Raw genomic sequence first — 16,512 nt, forward strand, 5'->3', positions numbered from 1 at the left:
GCGTTACCGACTTTCCCGACGTCGTGGAATGTCCGGGCTCATCTCGTTGGTGGCGGTGTCCCGCACGAGCGAGAACCAGCGGCGGCACCCGGCGGTGTGCACCCAGCGCTCGTTGAACGAGCCGAGCGGGTTGGCACGCACGAACAGGTATTCGCCCCAGGCGGCGTCATCGAGCTGGTGGGGGTCGGCCGGGTAGTCGACGTCGGCCTGCCCGCCGTAGCGGAACTCCGCCTCGTCACGGTCACCGCACCAGGGGCATCGGACGAGTAGCATCTGCGACCTCCTCGGGGACTCGTCGCGGAGCGGACGGGAGCACTCCGTCAGTGGGCCACGGCGGCCGCGCCGTGTTCGTCTATGAGCGCTCCGGTGGTGAACCGCTCCATCCCGTAGGGCTCGTTGAGCGGGTGCGGGGCTCCGGTGGCGATGGTGTGCGCGAACACCCATCCGGCCCCCGGGGTCGCCTTGAAGCCACCCGTGCCCCAGCCACAGTTGACGAAGAGGTTCTCGTAGGGGGTCGGGCCGATGATCGGCGAGGCGTCGGGGGTCACATCCACGGTGCCCGCCCAGGTCCGCAGCAGGTGCGCCCTGGCGAACACGGGGAACAGCTCCACGGCCGCCGCCAGCTGGTTCTCCACCACGTGCACCGAACCGCGCTGCGCGTACCCGTTGTGCGTGTCGATGCCCGCCCCCAGCACGAGCTCTCCCTTGTGGGCCTGGCTGGTGTAGACGTGCACGTGATTGGACATGACCACGCAGGGGTGCACGGGTTCCAGGATCTCGGTGGCCATCGCCTGCAGCGGGTGGCTCTGCAACGGCAGCCGCAGCCCGAGGGTGTCGGTGAGCAGCGTGGTTCTGCCCGCAGCAGCCAGGCCCACGCGCCCCGCCCCGATGTCGCCCTTGTCGGTGCGCACTCCGACCACCCGGTCCTCATCGGTGAGGAACCCGGTGACCTCGCGATTCTGGATGAAGTCCACTCCCATCTCGTCGCACTTGCGGGCCAGCCCCCAGGCGACGAGGTCGTGCTTGGCGATACCGGCCCTGCGCTGGTAGGTGGCACCGAGCACCGGGTAACGCAGGTTCGGCGAGGTGTCGAGGATGGGGCAGACCTCGGCGATCTCGTCCGGGGTCAGCCACTCTGCGTCCACCCCGTTGAGCTCGTTGGCGAACGCGCGGCGGCGGGCGTCGCGGACCTCCTGCTCGGTGTGGGCGAGGTTGAGCACGCCCCGCTGGCTGAAGTGGAACTCGTATTCGAGCTCCTCGGGAAGTTCCTCCCAGAGCCGCAGCGCGTGGTCGTAGAGCGCGGCGCTGGCGTCGAGCAGGTAGTTGGAGCGGATGATCGTGGTGTTGCGGGCCATGTTGCCGCCCGCGAGCCACCCGCGCTCGACGACGGCGATGTCGGTGATGCCGTGGTTGCGCGCCAGGTAGTAGGCGGTGGCCAGTCCGTGCCCGCCCGCACCGACGATCACCACGTCGTAGTTGCGTTTCGGCTCCGGATTGCGCCACAGCCGCTCCGGAGGAGCTGGGGTGTTGCCGTCAGCGACCAACGGTGGCTCCTTGCTGGCTGTTCTCGGGGTGCTCGCGGGGTGAGGGACTCGGGACCGTCCCCTCGAAGGCAGGACTCGAAGAGCTGTCGAACCGTGCGGGACGCACTGCGGGAAAAGGTGAACGTCGTTACATATAAGTGGACAACAACTGAAATGTCAGTCTGTGCGGTAGGCTACGAGCCGTGTCGGAAGCGGTCAATTCCCCATCGGGTGACAGTTCGCCGCAACGGCTCTCGCAGGCGGAGCGTGCCTACCTGACCCTGCGGGAGGAGATCCTGTCGCTGCGCCTGGCCCCGGGCTCCCCGGTGCAGGAGGAGGCCCTCACGCGCGAGCTCGACCTCGGCCGCACTCCGTTCCGGGAAGCCGTGAAGCGGCTCGCCGCCGAGTCACTGGTGGCCATCTACCCCCGCAGGGGAACCTTCGTCACCGAGGTCAACATCACCGACCACGCACTGATCGCCGACGTGCGGCGCAGGCTGGAGGGACACGCGGCCCGCCGGGCGGCCGAGCGGGCCACCGAGGCCGAGCGAACCGAGCTCGCCGAGCTGGTCGAGCTCGTCGAGCGGGTACCCGAGCAACCGGACTCGGTGATGGACGTGGACGCGCGGGTGCACCGCGCGCTGTACCGCTGCACACACAACGGCTACCTGGAAAGCACGCTCGGTCAGTACTACAACCTCGCACTGCGCATCTGGGGACTGTTCTTCGACCGGCTGGACGACGTCACGAGCCACGTCGCCGAACACACCGAGTTGCTGAAGGCCGTCATCGCCGCCGACGCGGACCGCGCGGACCGCGTCGCGGTGAACCATGTCGATCACTTCGAGAACTCGATCCGCCAAGTACTCTGACGCCTCGCGCGCAGCAGCGCGGGAGATTCGGCGCTCCCCCAGGACAACTCCGCGATCTTGCCCGACGAGTCAATCACTTGTCGCCCGAATGTGTGTCTTGACGCACATAGCGCGTCGGGCGCACTGTTGCGAGTGACGCAGATGGTTGTTCTAGACGCAACACCGGTTCCCGATATTCGACAGGGGGCGGCCATGGCTTCGATGCTCGATTCGAGTGCACGCATCGTGATAATCGGCGCTGGAATCGTCGGATGCAGCACCGCCTACCACCTCGCCCAGCGCGGGGTGACGGACGTACTCGTGGTCGAGCAGGGGCCACTCTTCGCCACCGGGGGGTCCAGTTCGCACGCCCCCGGACTGGTGTTCCAGACCAGCGGCTCCCAGACGATGACCCAACTGGCGCGCTACACGGTGGAGCGGTTCTCCGCCGCGAGCGTGGACGGCCGACCCTGCTTCCACCAGGTGGGGGGAATCGAGGTGGCCACCTCCCGAGCGCGGTGGGACGAGTTGCACCGCAAGCACGGTCTCGCCACCGCATGGGGGCTCTCGGGCGACCTGCTGACCCCGAAGGAGGTCCGGGATCGGATTCCGCAGCTGGATCCGGACCGGATATACGGCGGTTTCCACGTGCCCACCGACGGCATCGCCAAACCCGTGCGCGCCGCGGAGTCCATGGCGCGCGAGGCGCAGCACATGGGAGTGCGCTTCGCCGAGCACACCGAAGTGACCGGCTTCGACGTGGCCGACGGGCGGATCAACGCGGTGCGGACCGACCGGGGAACGGTCACCGCCGAGCGGGTGCTGTGCTGCGCGGGCATCTGGGGTCCCCGCATCGGCGAGATGGCGGGCGTGTCGATACCGGTTCAGCCGGTGGCGCACCAGTACGCGGTCACCGAGCCGGTCGAGGGACTGGTCGCGGGCTCCGAGGAGGTCGAACAGCCCATTCTGCGCCAGCAGGACAGCTCCCTGTACTTCAGGCAGATCCACGACCGCTACGGGATCGGCTCCTACCAGCACCGGGTCATCCCCGTCTCCTGCGACGAGCTGGCCCCGACCAAGGCCCCGGGAGACGGCACCGAGGCCCCGCCGGAAGGCGGCGGCTGGAAGGGGATGTCCTCGGTGCATCCCTTCACCCCCGAGGACTTCGCCAAACCGTTCGGCGAGGCCGGGGAACTGATCCCCGCGCTGCGGCACACCGAGGTCGCCGAGGGCATGAACGGGATCTTCCTGTTCACCGCCGACGGGGCGCCGGTGCTGGGACCGACCCGGGAGGTGGACAACTTCTGGGTGGCCGAGGCGGTGTGGATCACGCACTCCGCCGGTGTGGGGCTGGCGATGGCCGAGTGGATGACCGATGGTGTGCCCAGCATCGACCTGCGCTCGGCGGACGTGCGCCGGTTCGAGAACTTCGCGCACAGCGACAGCTACGTGGCCGAGCGCAGCGCGCAGACCTTCCGCGAGGTCTACGACATCATCCACCCTCAGCAGCCCCCGGAGCACCCCAGGCCGCTGCGCACCAGCCCGTTCTACCCGAGGCAGCTGGAACTCGGCGGGTTCTTCCTGGAGGCCAGCGGCTGGGAGCGCCCGCACTGGTTCGACGCCAACGCCTCCCTGGTCGACGACCGCGAGATCGCCACCCCCGGACCGTGGGCGAGCCGCTACTGGTCCCCGATCATCGCGGCCGAGCACCAGGTGACCCGCGAGCGGGTGGCCATGTACGACATGACCTCGCTGTGCCGCGCCGAGGTCAGCGGCCCCGGAGCGCTGGAGCTGCTGCAACGGTTGACGACCAACCAGCTGGACCGCGCCCCCGGCTACGTGACCTACACGCTGATGCTCGACCCCACGGGCGGCATCCGCTCCGACATCACGGTGGCTCGGCTCTCCGAGAACACCTTCCAGGTCGGCTGCAACGGACAGCGCGACATCGCCTGGATGCGCGACCACGCGGACGAGTCGACGGCGGTGCGCGACATCACCGGCGGTACGTGCTGCATCGGGCTGTGGGGACCCTACGCCCGGGCGGTGCTGCAGTCGCTGACCGAGACGGACGTCTCGCACGAGCAGTTCCGCTTCTTCCGGGCCAAGCAGCTGTTCGTCCGCGAGGTACCGGTCACGGCGCTGCGACTGTCCTACGTGGGTGAGCTGGGCTGGGAGCTCTACACCACGGCCGACTTCGGTCTGCGGCTGTGGGACCTGCTGGCCGGGGCGGGCGCCGAGTACGGCGTCATCGCGGGCGGCCGGGGCGCCTTCAGCAACCTCAGGCTGGAGAAGGGGTACCGGGCCTGGGGCGGTGACATGTGGAGCGTGCACACCCCCGACGAGGCGGGACTGGCCTTCGCGGTGAAACCGGACAAGGGCCAGTTCGTCGGTCGTGACGCGCTGCTCCGCCGCCGCGAGCAACCGGTACGACGCAAGTTGTGCTGCCTGTCCGTCGACGACGGCACGGTAGTGATGGGTTCCGAGCCGGTCTTCGCCGGTCCGCGGGACCGGCGGGCCTGCGGTTTCACCACGAGTACGGGCTACGGCCACAGCATCGGGCTCAGCCTCGCCTACGCGTGGTTGCCCTCGGAACTGTCCGAGGCGGGCACTTCCGTCGAAGTGGCCTACTTCGGTCAACGGCATCCCGCCACGGTGATGTCCGATCCGGTATTCGACCCCGAGATGAAACGGATGCGCTGCTGACGGCGTATCGAGCTCCATCCCCCCGACGAACCGAACCGCTCACCACCTCCGGTGGGCGGTCCGGCCGAATCACTCCATCAACCCCGTGAGGAGTCCCCCATGAGCATCAACCCGACCCCCGCGATCCTGCAGTACCCCCGTATCCGCAAGTCCCCGTTCTTCTACGCTTCGCGCAGGCACGGAGTGGGGATGTACAGCGTGTACAACCACACCTACCACGCCAGGCACTACGGTGACCCCGTAGCCGAGTACTGGCACCTGCTCAACGGCGTGACGCTGTGGGACGTCGGCGTCGAGCGCCAGGTGGAGATCACCGGACCGGACGCCTTCGAATTCACCAACATGCTGGTTCCCCGTGATCTGAACAAGTGCCGGGTCGGGCAATGCAAGTACGTGTTCATCACCGCCGAGGACGGGGGCATCATCAACGACCCCGTGCTGCTGCGGCTCGGGGAGAACCACTTCTGGCTGTCGCTGGCCGACAGCGACGTGTTGCTGTGGGCCAAGGGGCTCGCCTACAGCATGGGGATGAACGTCCAGATCCGTGAGCCCGACGTGGGGCCGGTCCAGGTGCAGGGCCCGAAGTCCCGCGAGGTCATGGTGGACCTGTTCGGGGAGTCCATCCAGGACATCCCGTACTACTACGCCGTGGACCGGCAGCTGGACGGCATGGACGTGATCGTCTCGCGCACCGGCTACACGGCCGAGCTCGGGTACGAGATCTACCTGCACAACGCCAGCCAGGACGGGGTTCGCCTCTGGGAACGGATCTGGGAGGCCGGCCGCCCCTACGACATGCGGGTGATCGGTCCCTGCCACATCCGCCGCATCGAGGCGGGCATCCTCTCCTGGGGCTGCGACATCACCTACGACACCAACCCGTTCGAGGTCGGCTACGGCTTCGAGGCGACCTGGATGGTCGACCTCAACCAGGAGGCGGACTTCATCGGCAAGTCGGCGCTGACCCGGATCTACAACGAGGGGATCACCCGCAAGCTGGTGGGTGTGGCCATGGGCGGCCCCGAGGTGGGCAGCTTCAACGACGGCTCGATGATCGACACCTTCCCGGTCCGGGACCCCAACGGACTGCGCATCGGCGACGTCACCTCCGCCTGCTACTCACCGAGGCTGGAACGCAACATCGGCTACGCGATGGTGCCGATCAGCTACCACGAGGTGGGAACCCCGCTCGTGGTGGAGACCCAGCACGGTCCGCAGGAAGCCGAGGTGGTGGAAAAGCCCTTCCTCGACCCGAAGAAGCAGATCCCCAAGCAGTTCGAACGGCAGGAAGAAGCGGCGGTGTCGAAATGACGACGAACGCGCATCAACAGCTACAGCGTTACCTCCGCAACGCCCGCTACGAGGTGCTGCCACTGCGGGGGGTCGTCGAGCAGGTGCGGGAGCTGCCCGCCGGGACCACGGTAACGGTGACGTCCTCCCCCGCCAAGGGGACCGAAGCGACCCTCGACACGGCGGCGCGGCTGCGCGACGAGGGGATGCACGTGGTCCCCCACCTGGCGGCACGGCTGGTCAGGGACTCCGCCCACCTGACCGACCTGATGGCCCGCGTGGATGACCTCGGGCTGACCGAGGTGTTCGTCATCGCGGGGGACGCCGAACGCCCGGCCGGCAGGTTCACCGACGCGCTCTCGTTACTGCGGGGGTTGGAGGAGATCGGCACCAGGCCGTACCGGCTCGGGATCACCGGTTATCCGGAGCAGCACGCTTTCATCCCGGATCGGATGACCATCCAGGCCACCGACGAGAAGGCACGTTACGCCGACTACATCGTCTCGCAGATCTGCTACGACCCGAACACGATCGCCTCATGGGTCAAGGGTATGCGGGCCAGGGGCGTCGAACTGCCGGTCTACATCGGTGCGCCGGGCTCGATCGATCCGAGCAAGCTGCTGCGTATCTCGATGAAGATCGGGCTGGGCCAGTCCATGCGCTTCCTGCGCAAGCAGCACGGCGTGGTGAGCAAGCTGCTGACCCGCTACACCCCGGAGAACGTGTTCGACGAGTTGTCGCCCTACATCGTGGATCCGGACTACAACATCGCGGGTTGGCACCTGTTCACCTTCAACGAGATCACCAAGACCCGGCAATGGGTCGTCGAGATGGCGGACCGGTTGCAGGAGGTGCCCGCATGAACATGCCGTCCGACCTGGACATATCGCGCTCCTCGCCACGCAGGCCGCTGGAGGAGGTCGCAGCGGACCTGGGGCTGGCTCCCCATCTGCTGGAGCCGTACGGCCGGGACGTCGCCAAGGTCTCCCTGAACGCCCTCGACGAGCTCGGGGAGCGGAAGCGGGCCAAGTACGTCCTGGTGTCGGCGATCACGCCCACCCCGCTCGGCGAGGGCAAGACCACGACCACCGTCGGGCTCGGCCAGGCGCTGCGTCACCTGGGCAAGAGGTCGGCCGTGGCGATCCGGCAGCCGTCCATGGGGCCGACGTTCGGCATCAAGGGCGGCGCCGCCGGTGGTGGCTACAGCCAGGTGGTGCCCATGGAGGCGCTGAACCTGCACCTGACCGGGGACATGCACGCCGTCACCGCCGCCAACAACATGCTGGCGGCGATGGTGGACAACCACCTGCACAAGGGAAACGCTCTCGGGCTGGACCCACACCGCATCACCTGGCGACGCGTGATCGACATCAACGACCGGGAGTTGCGCAACGTGGTGACCGGGCTCGGCGGCAGTGCCGACGGGACGCCGCACCAGACCGGCTTCGACATCACCGCCGCGAGCGAGGTGATGGCGGTGCTGGCGCTGTCCAACTCGCTGCACGACATGCGTGAGCGGTTGGGGCGTGTCGTGGTGGGCTACACCTACCAGGGGAAGCCGGTAACAGCCGAGCAACTGGGCGCCGCGGGCGCGATGACGGTGATCATGCGGGAGGCGATCAAGCCCAACCTGATGCAGACCGTGGAGAACACGCCGGTGCTGGTGCACGCGGGACCGTTCGGCAACATCGCGCACGGCAACTCCTCGATCGTGGCCGACCGCATCGCCAGCAGGTGCGCGGACTACGTGGTCACCGAGGCCGGTTTCGGTGCCGACATGGGGGCCGAGCGGTTCTTCAACATCAAGTGCCGGACTTCCGGGCTGCGGCCGGACGCGGCGGTGCTGGTCGCCACCGTCCGGGCGTTGAAGGCCCACTCCGGGCGGTTCCGCGTGGTGGCGGGCAAGGACCTCCCGGAGGACATGCTCGCCGAGAACCCGGAGGACGTGCTCGCCGGGGCCGACAACCTCCGCAAGCAGATCGAGAACCTGCGCCTGCACGGTGTCTCGCCGGTGGTCGCGGTGAACGCCTTCCCCACCGACCACCCCAGCGAGCACCGGGCCATCCGGGAGGTGGCCGAGGAGGCGGGGGCCCGGGTGGCCGTCAGCACCCACTTCACCGATGGTGGGAAGGGGGCGGTCGAACTGGCGGAGGCGGTCGGCGAGGCCGCCGAGGAGCCCAGCCGGTTCGAACTGCTCTACCCGGATTCCGCGGACCTGCGCACCAAGATCGAGACGATCGCCACCAGGGTCTACGGCGCCGAGGGGGTCTCGTACGAACCGGCGGCGGCACGGGCGTTGCGGAGTTACGCGGACAACGGGTTCGACTCGCTTCCGGTCTGCATCGCCAAGACGCACCTGTCGCTGAGCTCCGACCCCACCCTGCTGGGGGCTCCCACGGGGTGGACGCTGCCGGTCCGTGAGGTCCGCGCTTCGGTGGGGGCTGGTTTCGTCTACGCCATCTGCGGCGACATCCGCACCATGCCGGGGTTGAGCTCCCGGCCGGCCGCGGAGCACATCGACATCGACGAGCACGGCGAGGTCGTCGGGTTGAGCTGAACGGATACCACCGACCGGTCGTCGGGTCGTCGCCGTACGCGCACGGCGACGACCCGACTCGTGTCGGGGACGTCTTCGGGCCCTACCGCTCCAACGAGGCCGGGTGCAGGTGCTCGACCCGGTTCACCGCCTCGTCCAGGAACTGCGCGACGTGCGAGTCGTAGAGCGAGTAGACCACCGCTCGGCCCGCGCGGTCCCCCTTGACCAGCCAGAGGGAGCGCAGCACCCGGAGCTGGTGCGAAACCGCTGACTGCCCCATCCCCACGGCCTCGGCCAGCTGGTTCACCGACCGTGCTCCCTGCCGCAGCTCGCTGAGGATCAGCAGACGCGACGGGGTGGCCAGCGCCTGCAGCGTCTCGGCGACCGTGGCGGCCGACTCCTGAGTCAGTCGCGCGGTCGGGGTAGCAGCGTCGCGGAGTCCGTGACCCATGAGCGCAGTCTATCGGGGGCCGCGGGGTCGTGATCGGCCAACGCCTCGGGTGTGGCGGGTACCGCTCGTCACCCCGCCGAACCGGGGACCGCCGGTCACAGCCGGGAAATGCTCCCGGAGCGGGCCGTCTGGACCGCCGCTCGGCGAGCCGTGACGAACGACCGGGCGTGAAAACAGCGATCTCACTCACATCCCGGTTCCGCGCTCCGAGGCCGTCATGCGACTTCGAGCTCGATGTCGACGTTACCGCGCACCGCGTTGGAGTAGGGGCAGACCCTGTCGGCCGCTTCGGCCAGTTCGAGCGCCCGCTGCCGGTCGAGTCCGGGAAGTCCGACGCGCAACGACAGGCTCAGCCCGTACCCACCGTCGCCGTTCGGCCCCATCCCGACTCGCGCGGTGACGGTGGACTCGTCCACGCTCACCCCGGCGCGGCGAGCCACCACCCGGAGGGCGCTGTGGAAGCAGGCCGCGTACCCGGCCGCGAAGAGCTGTTCCGGGTTGGTGGCCTCCTCCCCCGGGCCGCCGAGTTCCTTGGGCACGGACAGCCCCAGGTCGAGCACGCCGTCCGAGGAACGGGTGCGGCCGTCCCGCCCTTCGCCGCTGGCCGTGGCCTCGGCCGTGTACAACGTCGTCATCGTCACTCTCCCGATCACCGGTCGGTTGCGTTGGGGTGGTCGCCCGGCGCGACCTTCCCACAAAAGATAGCGCAAAATTAAGTTGCGTGCAATCCAATTGGGCAATAAGTAACACGGGCAGCCCCGGGACCGATGTTCCGAGGACAAGCCTCGGAATCCGATCAGTACTGGTCGAACCGCCCCACGTCGGTGACCCGGACCACCGCGACACCGGCCTCGTCGGAGGCGGGCAGATCGATCTCGGCGCTGATGCCCCAGTCGTGGTCGCCCGAGGGATCGCTGAAGATCTGGCGCACCAGCCAGCGCTGGTCCTCCTCGGTGACCATGAACAGGCTCGGCCCCCGGGCGTCGGCGTCGGTGCCGATCTCGTCATGCTCGGCGAAGTACTCGTCCATCGCGGACTGCCACTCCTGGGCGGTCCAGCCTTCCTCGCCGTCGAGCTCGCCGAGCTCGTCGAAGCGCTCCCGGGCGGCGAGCTCCACGCGCCGGAACATGGCGTTGCGCACCTGGACCCGGAACGCCCGCTTGTTCTCGGTGAGCCTGGCGGGACCCTCGTCGACTGGTTCGCCCCCCGAGTCGTCCCTACCTGGGTTGCGCAGTCGCTCCCACTCGTCGAGCAGACTGGAGTCGACCTGGCGGACCAGCTCGCCGAGCCACTCGATGATGTCGCCGAGCTCCTCGCTCTTGGCGTCGTCGGGAACGGTGTGCCGCAGCGCCTTGTAGACGTCGGCCAGGTACCGCAGCACCAGTCCCTCCGAGCGGGCCAACCCGTAGTGGTTGACGAACTCCACGAAGTTCATCGCCCGCTCGTACATGTCCCTGGCGACGGACTTGGGGGAGAGCTCGTGCTCGGAGACCCACGGGTGCCCCTGGCGGTAGGTCTCGTAGGCGGCTTCGAGCATCTCGGCCAACGGCCGCGGATGGGTGATGTCCTCGATCATCTCCATGCGCTGCTCGTACTCGATACCCTCGGCCTTCATCCGCGCGATCGCCTCACCGCGCTCCTTGGCCTGCTGGGCGCCGAGCACCTGGCGCGGGTCGTCCAGTGTGGCCTCGATGACCGAGAGCACGTCGACCGCGTAACTGGACGAGGTCGGGTCGAGCAGCTCGATGGCGGCCAGCGCGAACGGCGACAGCGGCTGGTTGAGCGCGAAGTCGAACTGCAGGTCCATGGTCAGCCGGACCAACCTGCCCTGTTCGTCGGGCTCGTCCAGCTGCTCGACCACCCCGGCCGCCACCAACGCGCGGTAGATGGAGATGGCACGCAGCATGTGCTTGCGCTGGGAGGGACGGTCCTCGTGGTTGTCGGTGAGCAGCTCGCGCATGGCCGCGTAGGTGTCGCCGGGCCGGCTGATCACGTTGAGCAGCATGGCGTGGGTGACGTTGAAGCTGGAGGTCAGCGGCTCCGGCTCGGCCTCGACCAGCTTGTCGAAGGTCTTCTGTCCCCAGGAGACGAACCCTTCCGGGGCCTTCTTCTTGACGACCTTGCGGCGCTTCTTGGGATCGTCACCGGCCTTGGCCAGGGCCCGCTCGTTCTCGATGACGTGCTCGGGGGCCTGCACCACCACGTAGCCGTCGGTGTCGTAGCCCGCGCGTCCGGCCCGGCCCGCCACCTGGTGGAACTCCCTGGCCTTGAGGTGGCGGGTACGGCTGCCGTCGAACTTGGTCAGCCCGGTCAGCAGCACGGTGCGGATGGGGACGTTGATCCCCACGCCCAGGGTGTCGGTGCCGCAGATGACCTTGAGCAGCCCCGCCTGGGCGAGCTGTTCGACCAGCCTGCGGTAGCGCGGCAGCATGCCCGCGTGGTGCACACCGATGCCGTGCCGGATCAGGCGTGAGAGCGTCTTGCCGAACCCCGCCGTGAAGCGGAAGTCGCCCAGCTTCTCCGCTATCGCGTCGCGCTCGGCACGGCTGGCCACGTTCATGCTGACCAGCGCCTGGGCCTGCTCCACGGCGGAGGCCTGGTTGAAGTAGACCACGTAGATCGGGGCCTGCTGCCCCCGCAGCAACTCCTCGATGGTCTCGTGCAGCGGGGTCATCGCGTAGCGGAAGGTCAGCGGCACCGGACGTTCGGCCGAACTGACCACCGCGGTCTCGCGCCCGGTACGGCGCGTGAGGTCGTTCCGGAACCCGGTGACGTCGCCGAGGGTCGCCGACATCAGCACGAACTGCGCCTGCGGCAGCTCCAGCATCGGCACCTGCCACGCCCAGCCGCGCTGGGGTTCGGCGTAGAAGTGGAACTCGTCCATGACCACCTGGCCGACCTCGGCGCGCTCACCGTCGCGCAGCGCGATGTTGGCCAGGATCTCGGCGGTGCAGCAGATGATCGGCGCGTCCGGATTGACGCTGCTGTCGCCGGTGAGCATCCCGACGTTGTCGGCCCCGAACAGGTCCACCAGCGAGAAGAACTTCTCCGAGACGAGCGCCTTGATCGGTGCGGTGTAGAAGCTGCGCTGCTTGTTCGCCAGGGCGGTGAAGTGAGCGCCGACCGCGATCAGGCTCTTGCCCGAGCCGGTCGGGGTGCTGACGATCACGTTGGAGCCCGACACGACCTCCATGAGCGCCTCCTCCTGCGCCGGATAGAGGTCGAACCCCTGCTCGCCGGTCCAGCCGGTGAAGCTGTCGAGCAGGGCGTCCGGGTCGGTGTCGGGCGTCGGGGGGAGCCGGTCGGTAAGCGTCATCTCTCCTACATCTTCCCTGTTCAGCTCGCGTGGTGGACATGTGGGGTCGAACACCGTGCTCCGGAGTCGTTTCGGAGCACCTTTCGCGTTACGTCCCCTCGTCCCCCGGTACGGCCCTCCCCGGCCCACCACGACTCCCTCCCGGCGCCGCGCCCGCCGCCTCGCGGGCGAGCACACGTCCCGGCATCAACCGATCCAGCACCGAATGCGACCTTGACAATAAGGCAACAACGGGCAGAATCAGTCATCAACAAAAATGACAACGGAGGAAAACAGGCATGTACGGGGCGGAGCGCCGGCAACTGTTGGCGCAGCGGGTCCGCCGCGACGGTCGTGTCGACGTCGCCGAGGCGTCCGCGGAACTGGAGGTCGCGCCGGAGACCATCCGGCGCGACCTCGGCGCGTTGGAGCGCCGCGGCCTGGTGCGCCGCGTCTACGGCGGAGCGATCCCGCAGGAACGGCTCGACTTCGAACCCGGTGTCCCACAGCGCGACCAGACCGCCTCGGCGGAGAAGGACCGGGTGGCACGCGCCGCGCTGGACCTGCTGCCCGGTGAAGGAACCCTGCTGCTGGACACGGGAACCACGACGAGCAGGGTGGCGGGCCTGCTCCCACCCGAACGCGAACTGACCGTGGTCACCAACTCCCTGCCGGTGGCCAACCAGCTGGCGGGTCGGGGCAACGTCGACCTGCACCTGCTCGGCGGGCGGGTGCGGGGGACCACGCTGGCCGCCGTCGAATCCTGGGCGCTGGACGTCCTGGACGGGCTGACCGTCGACATCGGACTGCTCGGCGCGAACGGGTTCTCGGCCGCGCGAGGGTGCACCACCTCGGACAGCGCGGAGAGCGCGGTGAAGTCGGCGATGGTGCGGGCCTGCCGCAAGCGGGTGCTGCTGGCCGACCACACCAAGTACGGATACGAGCACTTCAGCCGCTTCGCCGCGATGTCCGACCTCGACGTGCTGGTCACCAGCAGCGGGCTGGACGACGCGGCGGTGTCGGAGCTGCGCGAGCGCGGAACGGAGGTGGTCCTCGCGTGATCGTCACCATCACCCCGAACCCCAGTCTGGACCGCAGCGTGCTGCTCGACCGGCTCGACCGGGGCGAGGTGCACCGCGCCGGCGGGGTGCGCGTGGAGCCGGGCGGCAAGGGGGTCAACGTCGCCCGGGCGCTGACGGCCACCGACCACAGCGCGGTGTGGCCCTGCTGCCGACCGGAGGGGCGCAGGGCAGCAGCCTCGCCGAGCTGGTCGGCCCCGGAGCTCGTGGCCAGTCCCCGCCACGCGGACCGAACGACGAAGAACTCCGTCCAGCTCGTCCCTAGCCGAGGCGGCGGGCACCGCTCCCGCCACGGAGTTCGAAGAAGCTGGACTCGCCGACCGTGGCACGAGCCCTTCGGCCGAGGCGTCGACGAGATCGGTGTTGCGATCAGGCAGCGACGGGGAGACGCGCGGAAAGTGAGCGCTCCCAAGAAAGATGACTATTTCTCCCCTGTTCAGTTCATACATTCTCCGTGGAGCCGAACGAACTCCGCGCGATCTTGAGCCCTTTTCGGACCAATCAGGAGGAGAAGTCGCGCTGTGAGAGGGTTCACAACTTCGAGTGAACTCGTTACAGTTCTGCTTTGGGAGCGCTCCCACATCCCGTGTCCTCTCCCGAGGAGTAGAAATGTCAAAGCGTTCCGTTCGTCGACGTACCGGCGTCCTCACCCGGATGGTGGCCCTGTCCGCGGCCGCCGCCGCGATGTTCGCCGGAATGCAGATGGGCCAGCCGCAGGAGGCCAGCGCCCACGGGTCCGCGACCAACCCGCCCACCCGCAACTACGGTTGCTGGGACCGGTGGGCCGACGACTTCCAGTCGCCCGCGATGGAAGAAGAGGACCCGATGTGTTGGCAGGCGTGGCAGGCCAACCCGAACGCGATGTGGAACTGGAACGGTCTGTACGTCAACGGGGTCAACGGCAACCACGAGACCGCCATCCCCGACGGCCAGCTTTGCAGCGCCGGAAGGGATCGCTACGCCGCGCTCGACGAGCCCGGCCCGTGGAAGACCGTCACGAAGGACAACCAGTTCTCGGTGACCATCACCGATCAGGCCCAGCACGGTGCGGACTACTACAAGGTCTACATCACCAAGCAGGGCTTCGACCCCACGACCCAGCGACTCGGCTGGGACAACCTCGAACTGGTCACCGAGACCGGCTCACGGCCGCCCGCGACGACCACGACCATCGACAACATCGACGCGGGGGACCGCACCGGCCGCCACATCGTCTACACGGTCTGGCAAGCCTCGCACATGGACCAGTCCTACTACTTCTGCAGCGACGTGAAGTTCACCGGAAACTGACACGGCGGATGACGGAGGCGCCACACGTCGATGCTCGGGACTCACTGCCCGGGCATCGACGCGTTCCTGCCCGAGCCTCCGTCGCACCCCGCCAGCTCGGTCTGGCGGGCCGTCCGATCCGGCGTCCCCCGTCCCGGGGCACGCCGGGCCGGTGGAGCGATGATCCCTAGAGTCGGGGCACTCCCCTCCACCAGGCAGCCCCAGGAGAACCAGTGCGCATCGCGTTCAGCAGTCAGCCGGTCTACTCTCATCTCGTCCCCGCCCTGCTCCCCCTGGCCCGGGCCACGGCCGAAACGGGCAACGAGGTCGGGGTGTTGACCTCCCCCGACCTCGCCGCAGAAGTACGCGCCTTCGGCCTGGATCCGCTGGAACTACCGAACGCGACCGGTCCCAGGGACGTCCTCCAGCGCCCCCAACTCGCCGAACGCCTCGGTGTCGACACCTCCGCGATGGCAGAGCTGGGAAACCGCACGGTGCGCCCGAGCCCCGACCACTTCGCACGTGTCTTCGCCGGACCGCTCGCGGGCGACACCGCCGAAGAATCGATCGAGGCGTTGCGCTCGTTCGGTCCCGACCTGCTGGTGCGCGAGGTGGCCGACTACCCCGGCTACTACGCCGCGGAATACCTCGGCATCCCGCAGGCGGTGCTGGACACCGGGCCGCTGGCCCCGCACGACCACGAGGACGTGCTGGCCAGGATCAACGAGCAACGCGACCGGCTGGGACTTTCCGCCGTCTCCGACCCGCTGCACCCGTTGCGCGGCGGCAGGCTCGGCATGGTGCCCGAGAGCTTCTACCCGAAGCACCTGCGGCTGGACTCGACCGTTCACCACCGCCCACCGCGCGCGGCGGAGCAACGGCTGGACCCCACCATCGCGGGACTACCGGGGGACCGTCCACTCGTGCTCGCCACGTTGGGATCCAACGCGGCCGCGCTGCACGGGAGGGGAACCCGGACCCTGCTGGACACGATCGTCGAGGTGCTCGGCGACCTCCGGGTCACCGGCGTGGTGGCGCTGGGCAGGGGGATCGAACCGGACGAGTGGCGGGGCGCCCGACCGGACAACGTGCACCTGACCTCCTTCGTGCAGCAGCAGCTGTTGCTGCCCGCCTGCGACGCCTTCATCACCCACGGCGGTTTCAGCGGTGTCCGGGAGGCGATGAGCAGCGGGGTGCCGATGGTGGTGGTGCCGATGTTCGCCGAACAGCCCGCCAACGCCGACCGGGTCGAACAGCTCGGGGTCGGAAAACGGATCGACGTCGAGGACATCTCGCACGACTCGCTACGCACCACGGTGGGAACAGTGCTCGCCGACTCCGCCCACCGGCACCGAGCCAGGGCCGTCGAACGGGAGTTCCTGGCGCTGCCGCCGTTCCACGAGATGGTCGTGGAGCTGGAGCGGCTGGGCGGGCGGTGAGCACTCCCCAGGGTTAACGCTTCCTAACAAATTTGGGACACGCGTCACACCTCGGGCAGGTCTCGATCAGCGG

The 16,512-nt window shown here is 68.5% G+C and carries 13 protein-coding genes; 8 read left to right on the forward strand and 5 right to left on the reverse strand.

The features are described from left to right. Nucleotides 1-3: 3 nt before the first annotated feature. Both BLQ75_RS07235 and BLQ75_RS07240 read right to left on the reverse strand, forming a co-directional pair. Nucleotides 4-273 carry a sarcosine oxidase subunit delta gene (locus BLQ75_RS07235; RefSeq protein WP_092599817.1) on the reverse strand — a complete coding sequence of 90 codons (270 nt, stop codon included), beginning with the start codon at nt 271-273 and terminating at the stop codon, nt 4-6. 47 nt (nt 274-320) lie between these two features. After that, the gene (locus tag BLQ75_RS07240) at nt 321-1,544 is read right to left on the reverse strand and encodes a sarcosine oxidase subunit beta family protein (protein ID WP_092599819.1); all 1,224 of its coding nucleotides are present in this window, start codon (nt 1,542-1,544) and stop codon (nt 321-323) included. Nucleotides 1,545-1,726: 182 nt separating this feature from the next. On the opposite strand from BLQ75_RS07240, the gene BLQ75_RS07245 reads away from it, so the two are divergent. The 5 genes from BLQ75_RS07245 to BLQ75_RS07265 all read left to right on the forward strand — a co-directional run bounded on the left by BLQ75_RS07245 (nt 1,727) and on the right by BLQ75_RS07265 (nt 8,927). Further along, complete coding sequence (locus tag BLQ75_RS07245; protein WP_092599822.1) at nt 1,727-2,395, forward strand: GntR family transcriptional regulator; 669 nt, start codon at nt 1,727-1,729, stop codon at nt 2,393-2,395. Nucleotides 2,396-2,587: 192 nt separating this feature from the next. After that, nucleotides 2,588-5,080 (forward strand): GcvT family protein, encoded by a 2,493-nt coding sequence (locus BLQ75_RS07250; RefSeq protein ID WP_092599825.1) that lies wholly within the window; start codon nt 2,588-2,590, stop codon nt 5,078-5,080. Nucleotides 5,081-5,179: 99 nt separating this feature from the next. Then, entirely contained in the window at nt 5,180-6,391 is a 1,212-nt protein-coding gene (locus BLQ75_RS07255; RefSeq protein ID WP_092599828.1) for a glycine cleavage T C-terminal barrel domain-containing protein, read from the forward strand. Beyond that, a complete protein-coding gene (locus BLQ75_RS07260; RefSeq protein WP_092599831.1) occupies nt 6,388-7,233 on the forward strand; it encodes a methylenetetrahydrofolate reductase in 846 nt (281 codons plus the stop codon). Before BLQ75_RS07255 ends, BLQ75_RS07260 begins: the two co-directional genes overlap by 4 nt. Beyond that, nucleotides 7,230-8,927: a formate--tetrahydrofolate ligase gene (locus tag BLQ75_RS07265; protein WP_092599834.1), complete on the forward strand. Its 1,698-nt coding sequence runs from the start codon at nt 7,230-7,232 to the stop codon at nt 8,925-8,927. The genes BLQ75_RS07260 and BLQ75_RS07265 overlap by 4 nt, the downstream gene beginning before the upstream one ends. A gap of 82 nt (nt 8,928-9,009) precedes the next feature. On the opposite strand, the gene BLQ75_RS07270 is transcribed toward BLQ75_RS07265, so the two are convergent. The 3 genes from BLQ75_RS07270 to BLQ75_RS07280 form a co-directional block, all read right to left on the reverse strand. Beyond that, nucleotides 9,010-9,357, reverse strand: a complete 348-nt coding sequence (locus BLQ75_RS07270) for an ArsR/SmtB family transcription factor (RefSeq protein WP_043571896.1) — start codon at nt 9,355-9,357, stop codon at nt 9,010-9,012. A gap of 215 nt (nt 9,358-9,572) precedes the next feature. Next, the gene (locus tag BLQ75_RS07275) at nt 9,573-9,992 is read right to left on the reverse strand and encodes an organic hydroperoxide resistance protein (RefSeq protein ID WP_092599837.1); all 420 of its coding nucleotides are present in this window, start codon (nt 9,990-9,992) and stop codon (nt 9,573-9,575) included. Nucleotides 9,993-10,153: 161 nt separating this feature from the next. Then, on the reverse strand, nt 10,154-12,673 hold the full coding sequence (locus tag BLQ75_RS07280) for a DEAD/DEAH box helicase (protein ID WP_092599840.1): 2,520 nt from the start codon (nt 12,671-12,673) through the stop codon (nt 10,154-10,156). 278 nt (nt 12,674-12,951) lie between these two features. On the opposite strand from BLQ75_RS07280, the gene BLQ75_RS07285 reads away from it, so the two are divergent. The 3 genes from BLQ75_RS07285 to BLQ75_RS07300 all read left to right on the forward strand — a co-directional run bounded on the left by BLQ75_RS07285 (nt 12,952) and on the right by BLQ75_RS07300 (nt 16,439). After that, nucleotides 12,952-13,713 carry a DeoR/GlpR family DNA-binding transcription regulator gene (locus BLQ75_RS07285; protein WP_092599842.1) on the forward strand — a complete coding sequence of 254 codons (762 nt, stop codon included), beginning with the start codon at nt 12,952-12,954 and terminating at the stop codon, nt 13,711-13,713. 627 nt (nt 13,714-14,340) lie between these two features. Beyond that, nucleotides 14,341-15,021 carry a lytic polysaccharide monooxygenase auxiliary activity family 9 protein gene (locus BLQ75_RS07295; protein WP_092599845.1) on the forward strand — a complete coding sequence of 227 codons (681 nt, stop codon included), beginning with the start codon at nt 14,341-14,343 and terminating at the stop codon, nt 15,019-15,021. A 212-nt stretch (nt 15,022-15,233) separates the two neighbouring features. Then, a complete protein-coding gene (locus BLQ75_RS07300; protein WP_092599848.1) occupies nt 15,234-16,439 on the forward strand; it encodes a glycosyltransferase in 1,206 nt (401 codons plus the stop codon). The last annotated feature ends 73 nt before the right edge of the window (nt 16,440-16,512 follow it).

The sequence above is a fragment of the Actinopolyspora xinjiangensis genome, assembly GCF_900104475.1.
In the GTDB taxonomy this organism is placed as follows: domain Bacteria; phylum Actinomycetota; class Actinomycetes; order Mycobacteriales; family Pseudonocardiaceae; genus Actinopolyspora; species Actinopolyspora xinjiangensis.

Coding starts and splice junctions, on each gene's coding strand:
- BLQ75_RS07265 (WP_092599834.1), top strand. CDS start 7,230: ATGAACATGCCGTCCGACCTGGACATATCGCGCTCCTCGCCACGCAGG.
- BLQ75_RS07295 (WP_092599845.1), top strand. CDS start 14,341: ATGTCAAAGCGTTCCGTTCGTCGACGTACCGGCGTCCTCACCCGGATG.
- BLQ75_RS07260 (WP_092599831.1), top strand. CDS start 6,388: ATGACGACGAACGCGCATCAACAGCTACAGCGTTACCTCCGCAACGCC.
- BLQ75_RS07235 (WP_092599817.1), bottom strand. CDS start 273: ATGCTACTCGTCCGATGCCCCTGGTGCGGTGACCGTGACGAGGCGGAG.
- BLQ75_RS07250 (WP_092599825.1), top strand. CDS start 2,588: ATGGCTTCGATGCTCGATTCGAGTGCACGCATCGTGATAATCGGCGCT.
- BLQ75_RS07270 (WP_043571896.1), bottom strand. CDS start 9,357: ATGGGTCACGGACTCCGCGACGCTGCTACCCCGACCGCGCGACTGACT.
- BLQ75_RS07280 (WP_092599840.1), bottom strand. CDS start 12,673: ATGACGCTTACCGACCGGCTCCCCCCGACGCCCGACACCGACCCGGAC.
- BLQ75_RS07275 (WP_092599837.1), bottom strand. CDS start 9,992: ATGACGACGTTGTACACGGCCGAGGCCACGGCCAGCGGCGAAGGGCGG.
- BLQ75_RS07255 (WP_092599828.1), top strand. CDS start 5,180: ATGAGCATCAACCCGACCCCCGCGATCCTGCAGTACCCCCGTATCCGC.
- BLQ75_RS07285 (WP_092599842.1), top strand. CDS start 12,952: ATGTACGGGGCGGAGCGCCGGCAACTGTTGGCGCAGCGGGTCCGCCGC.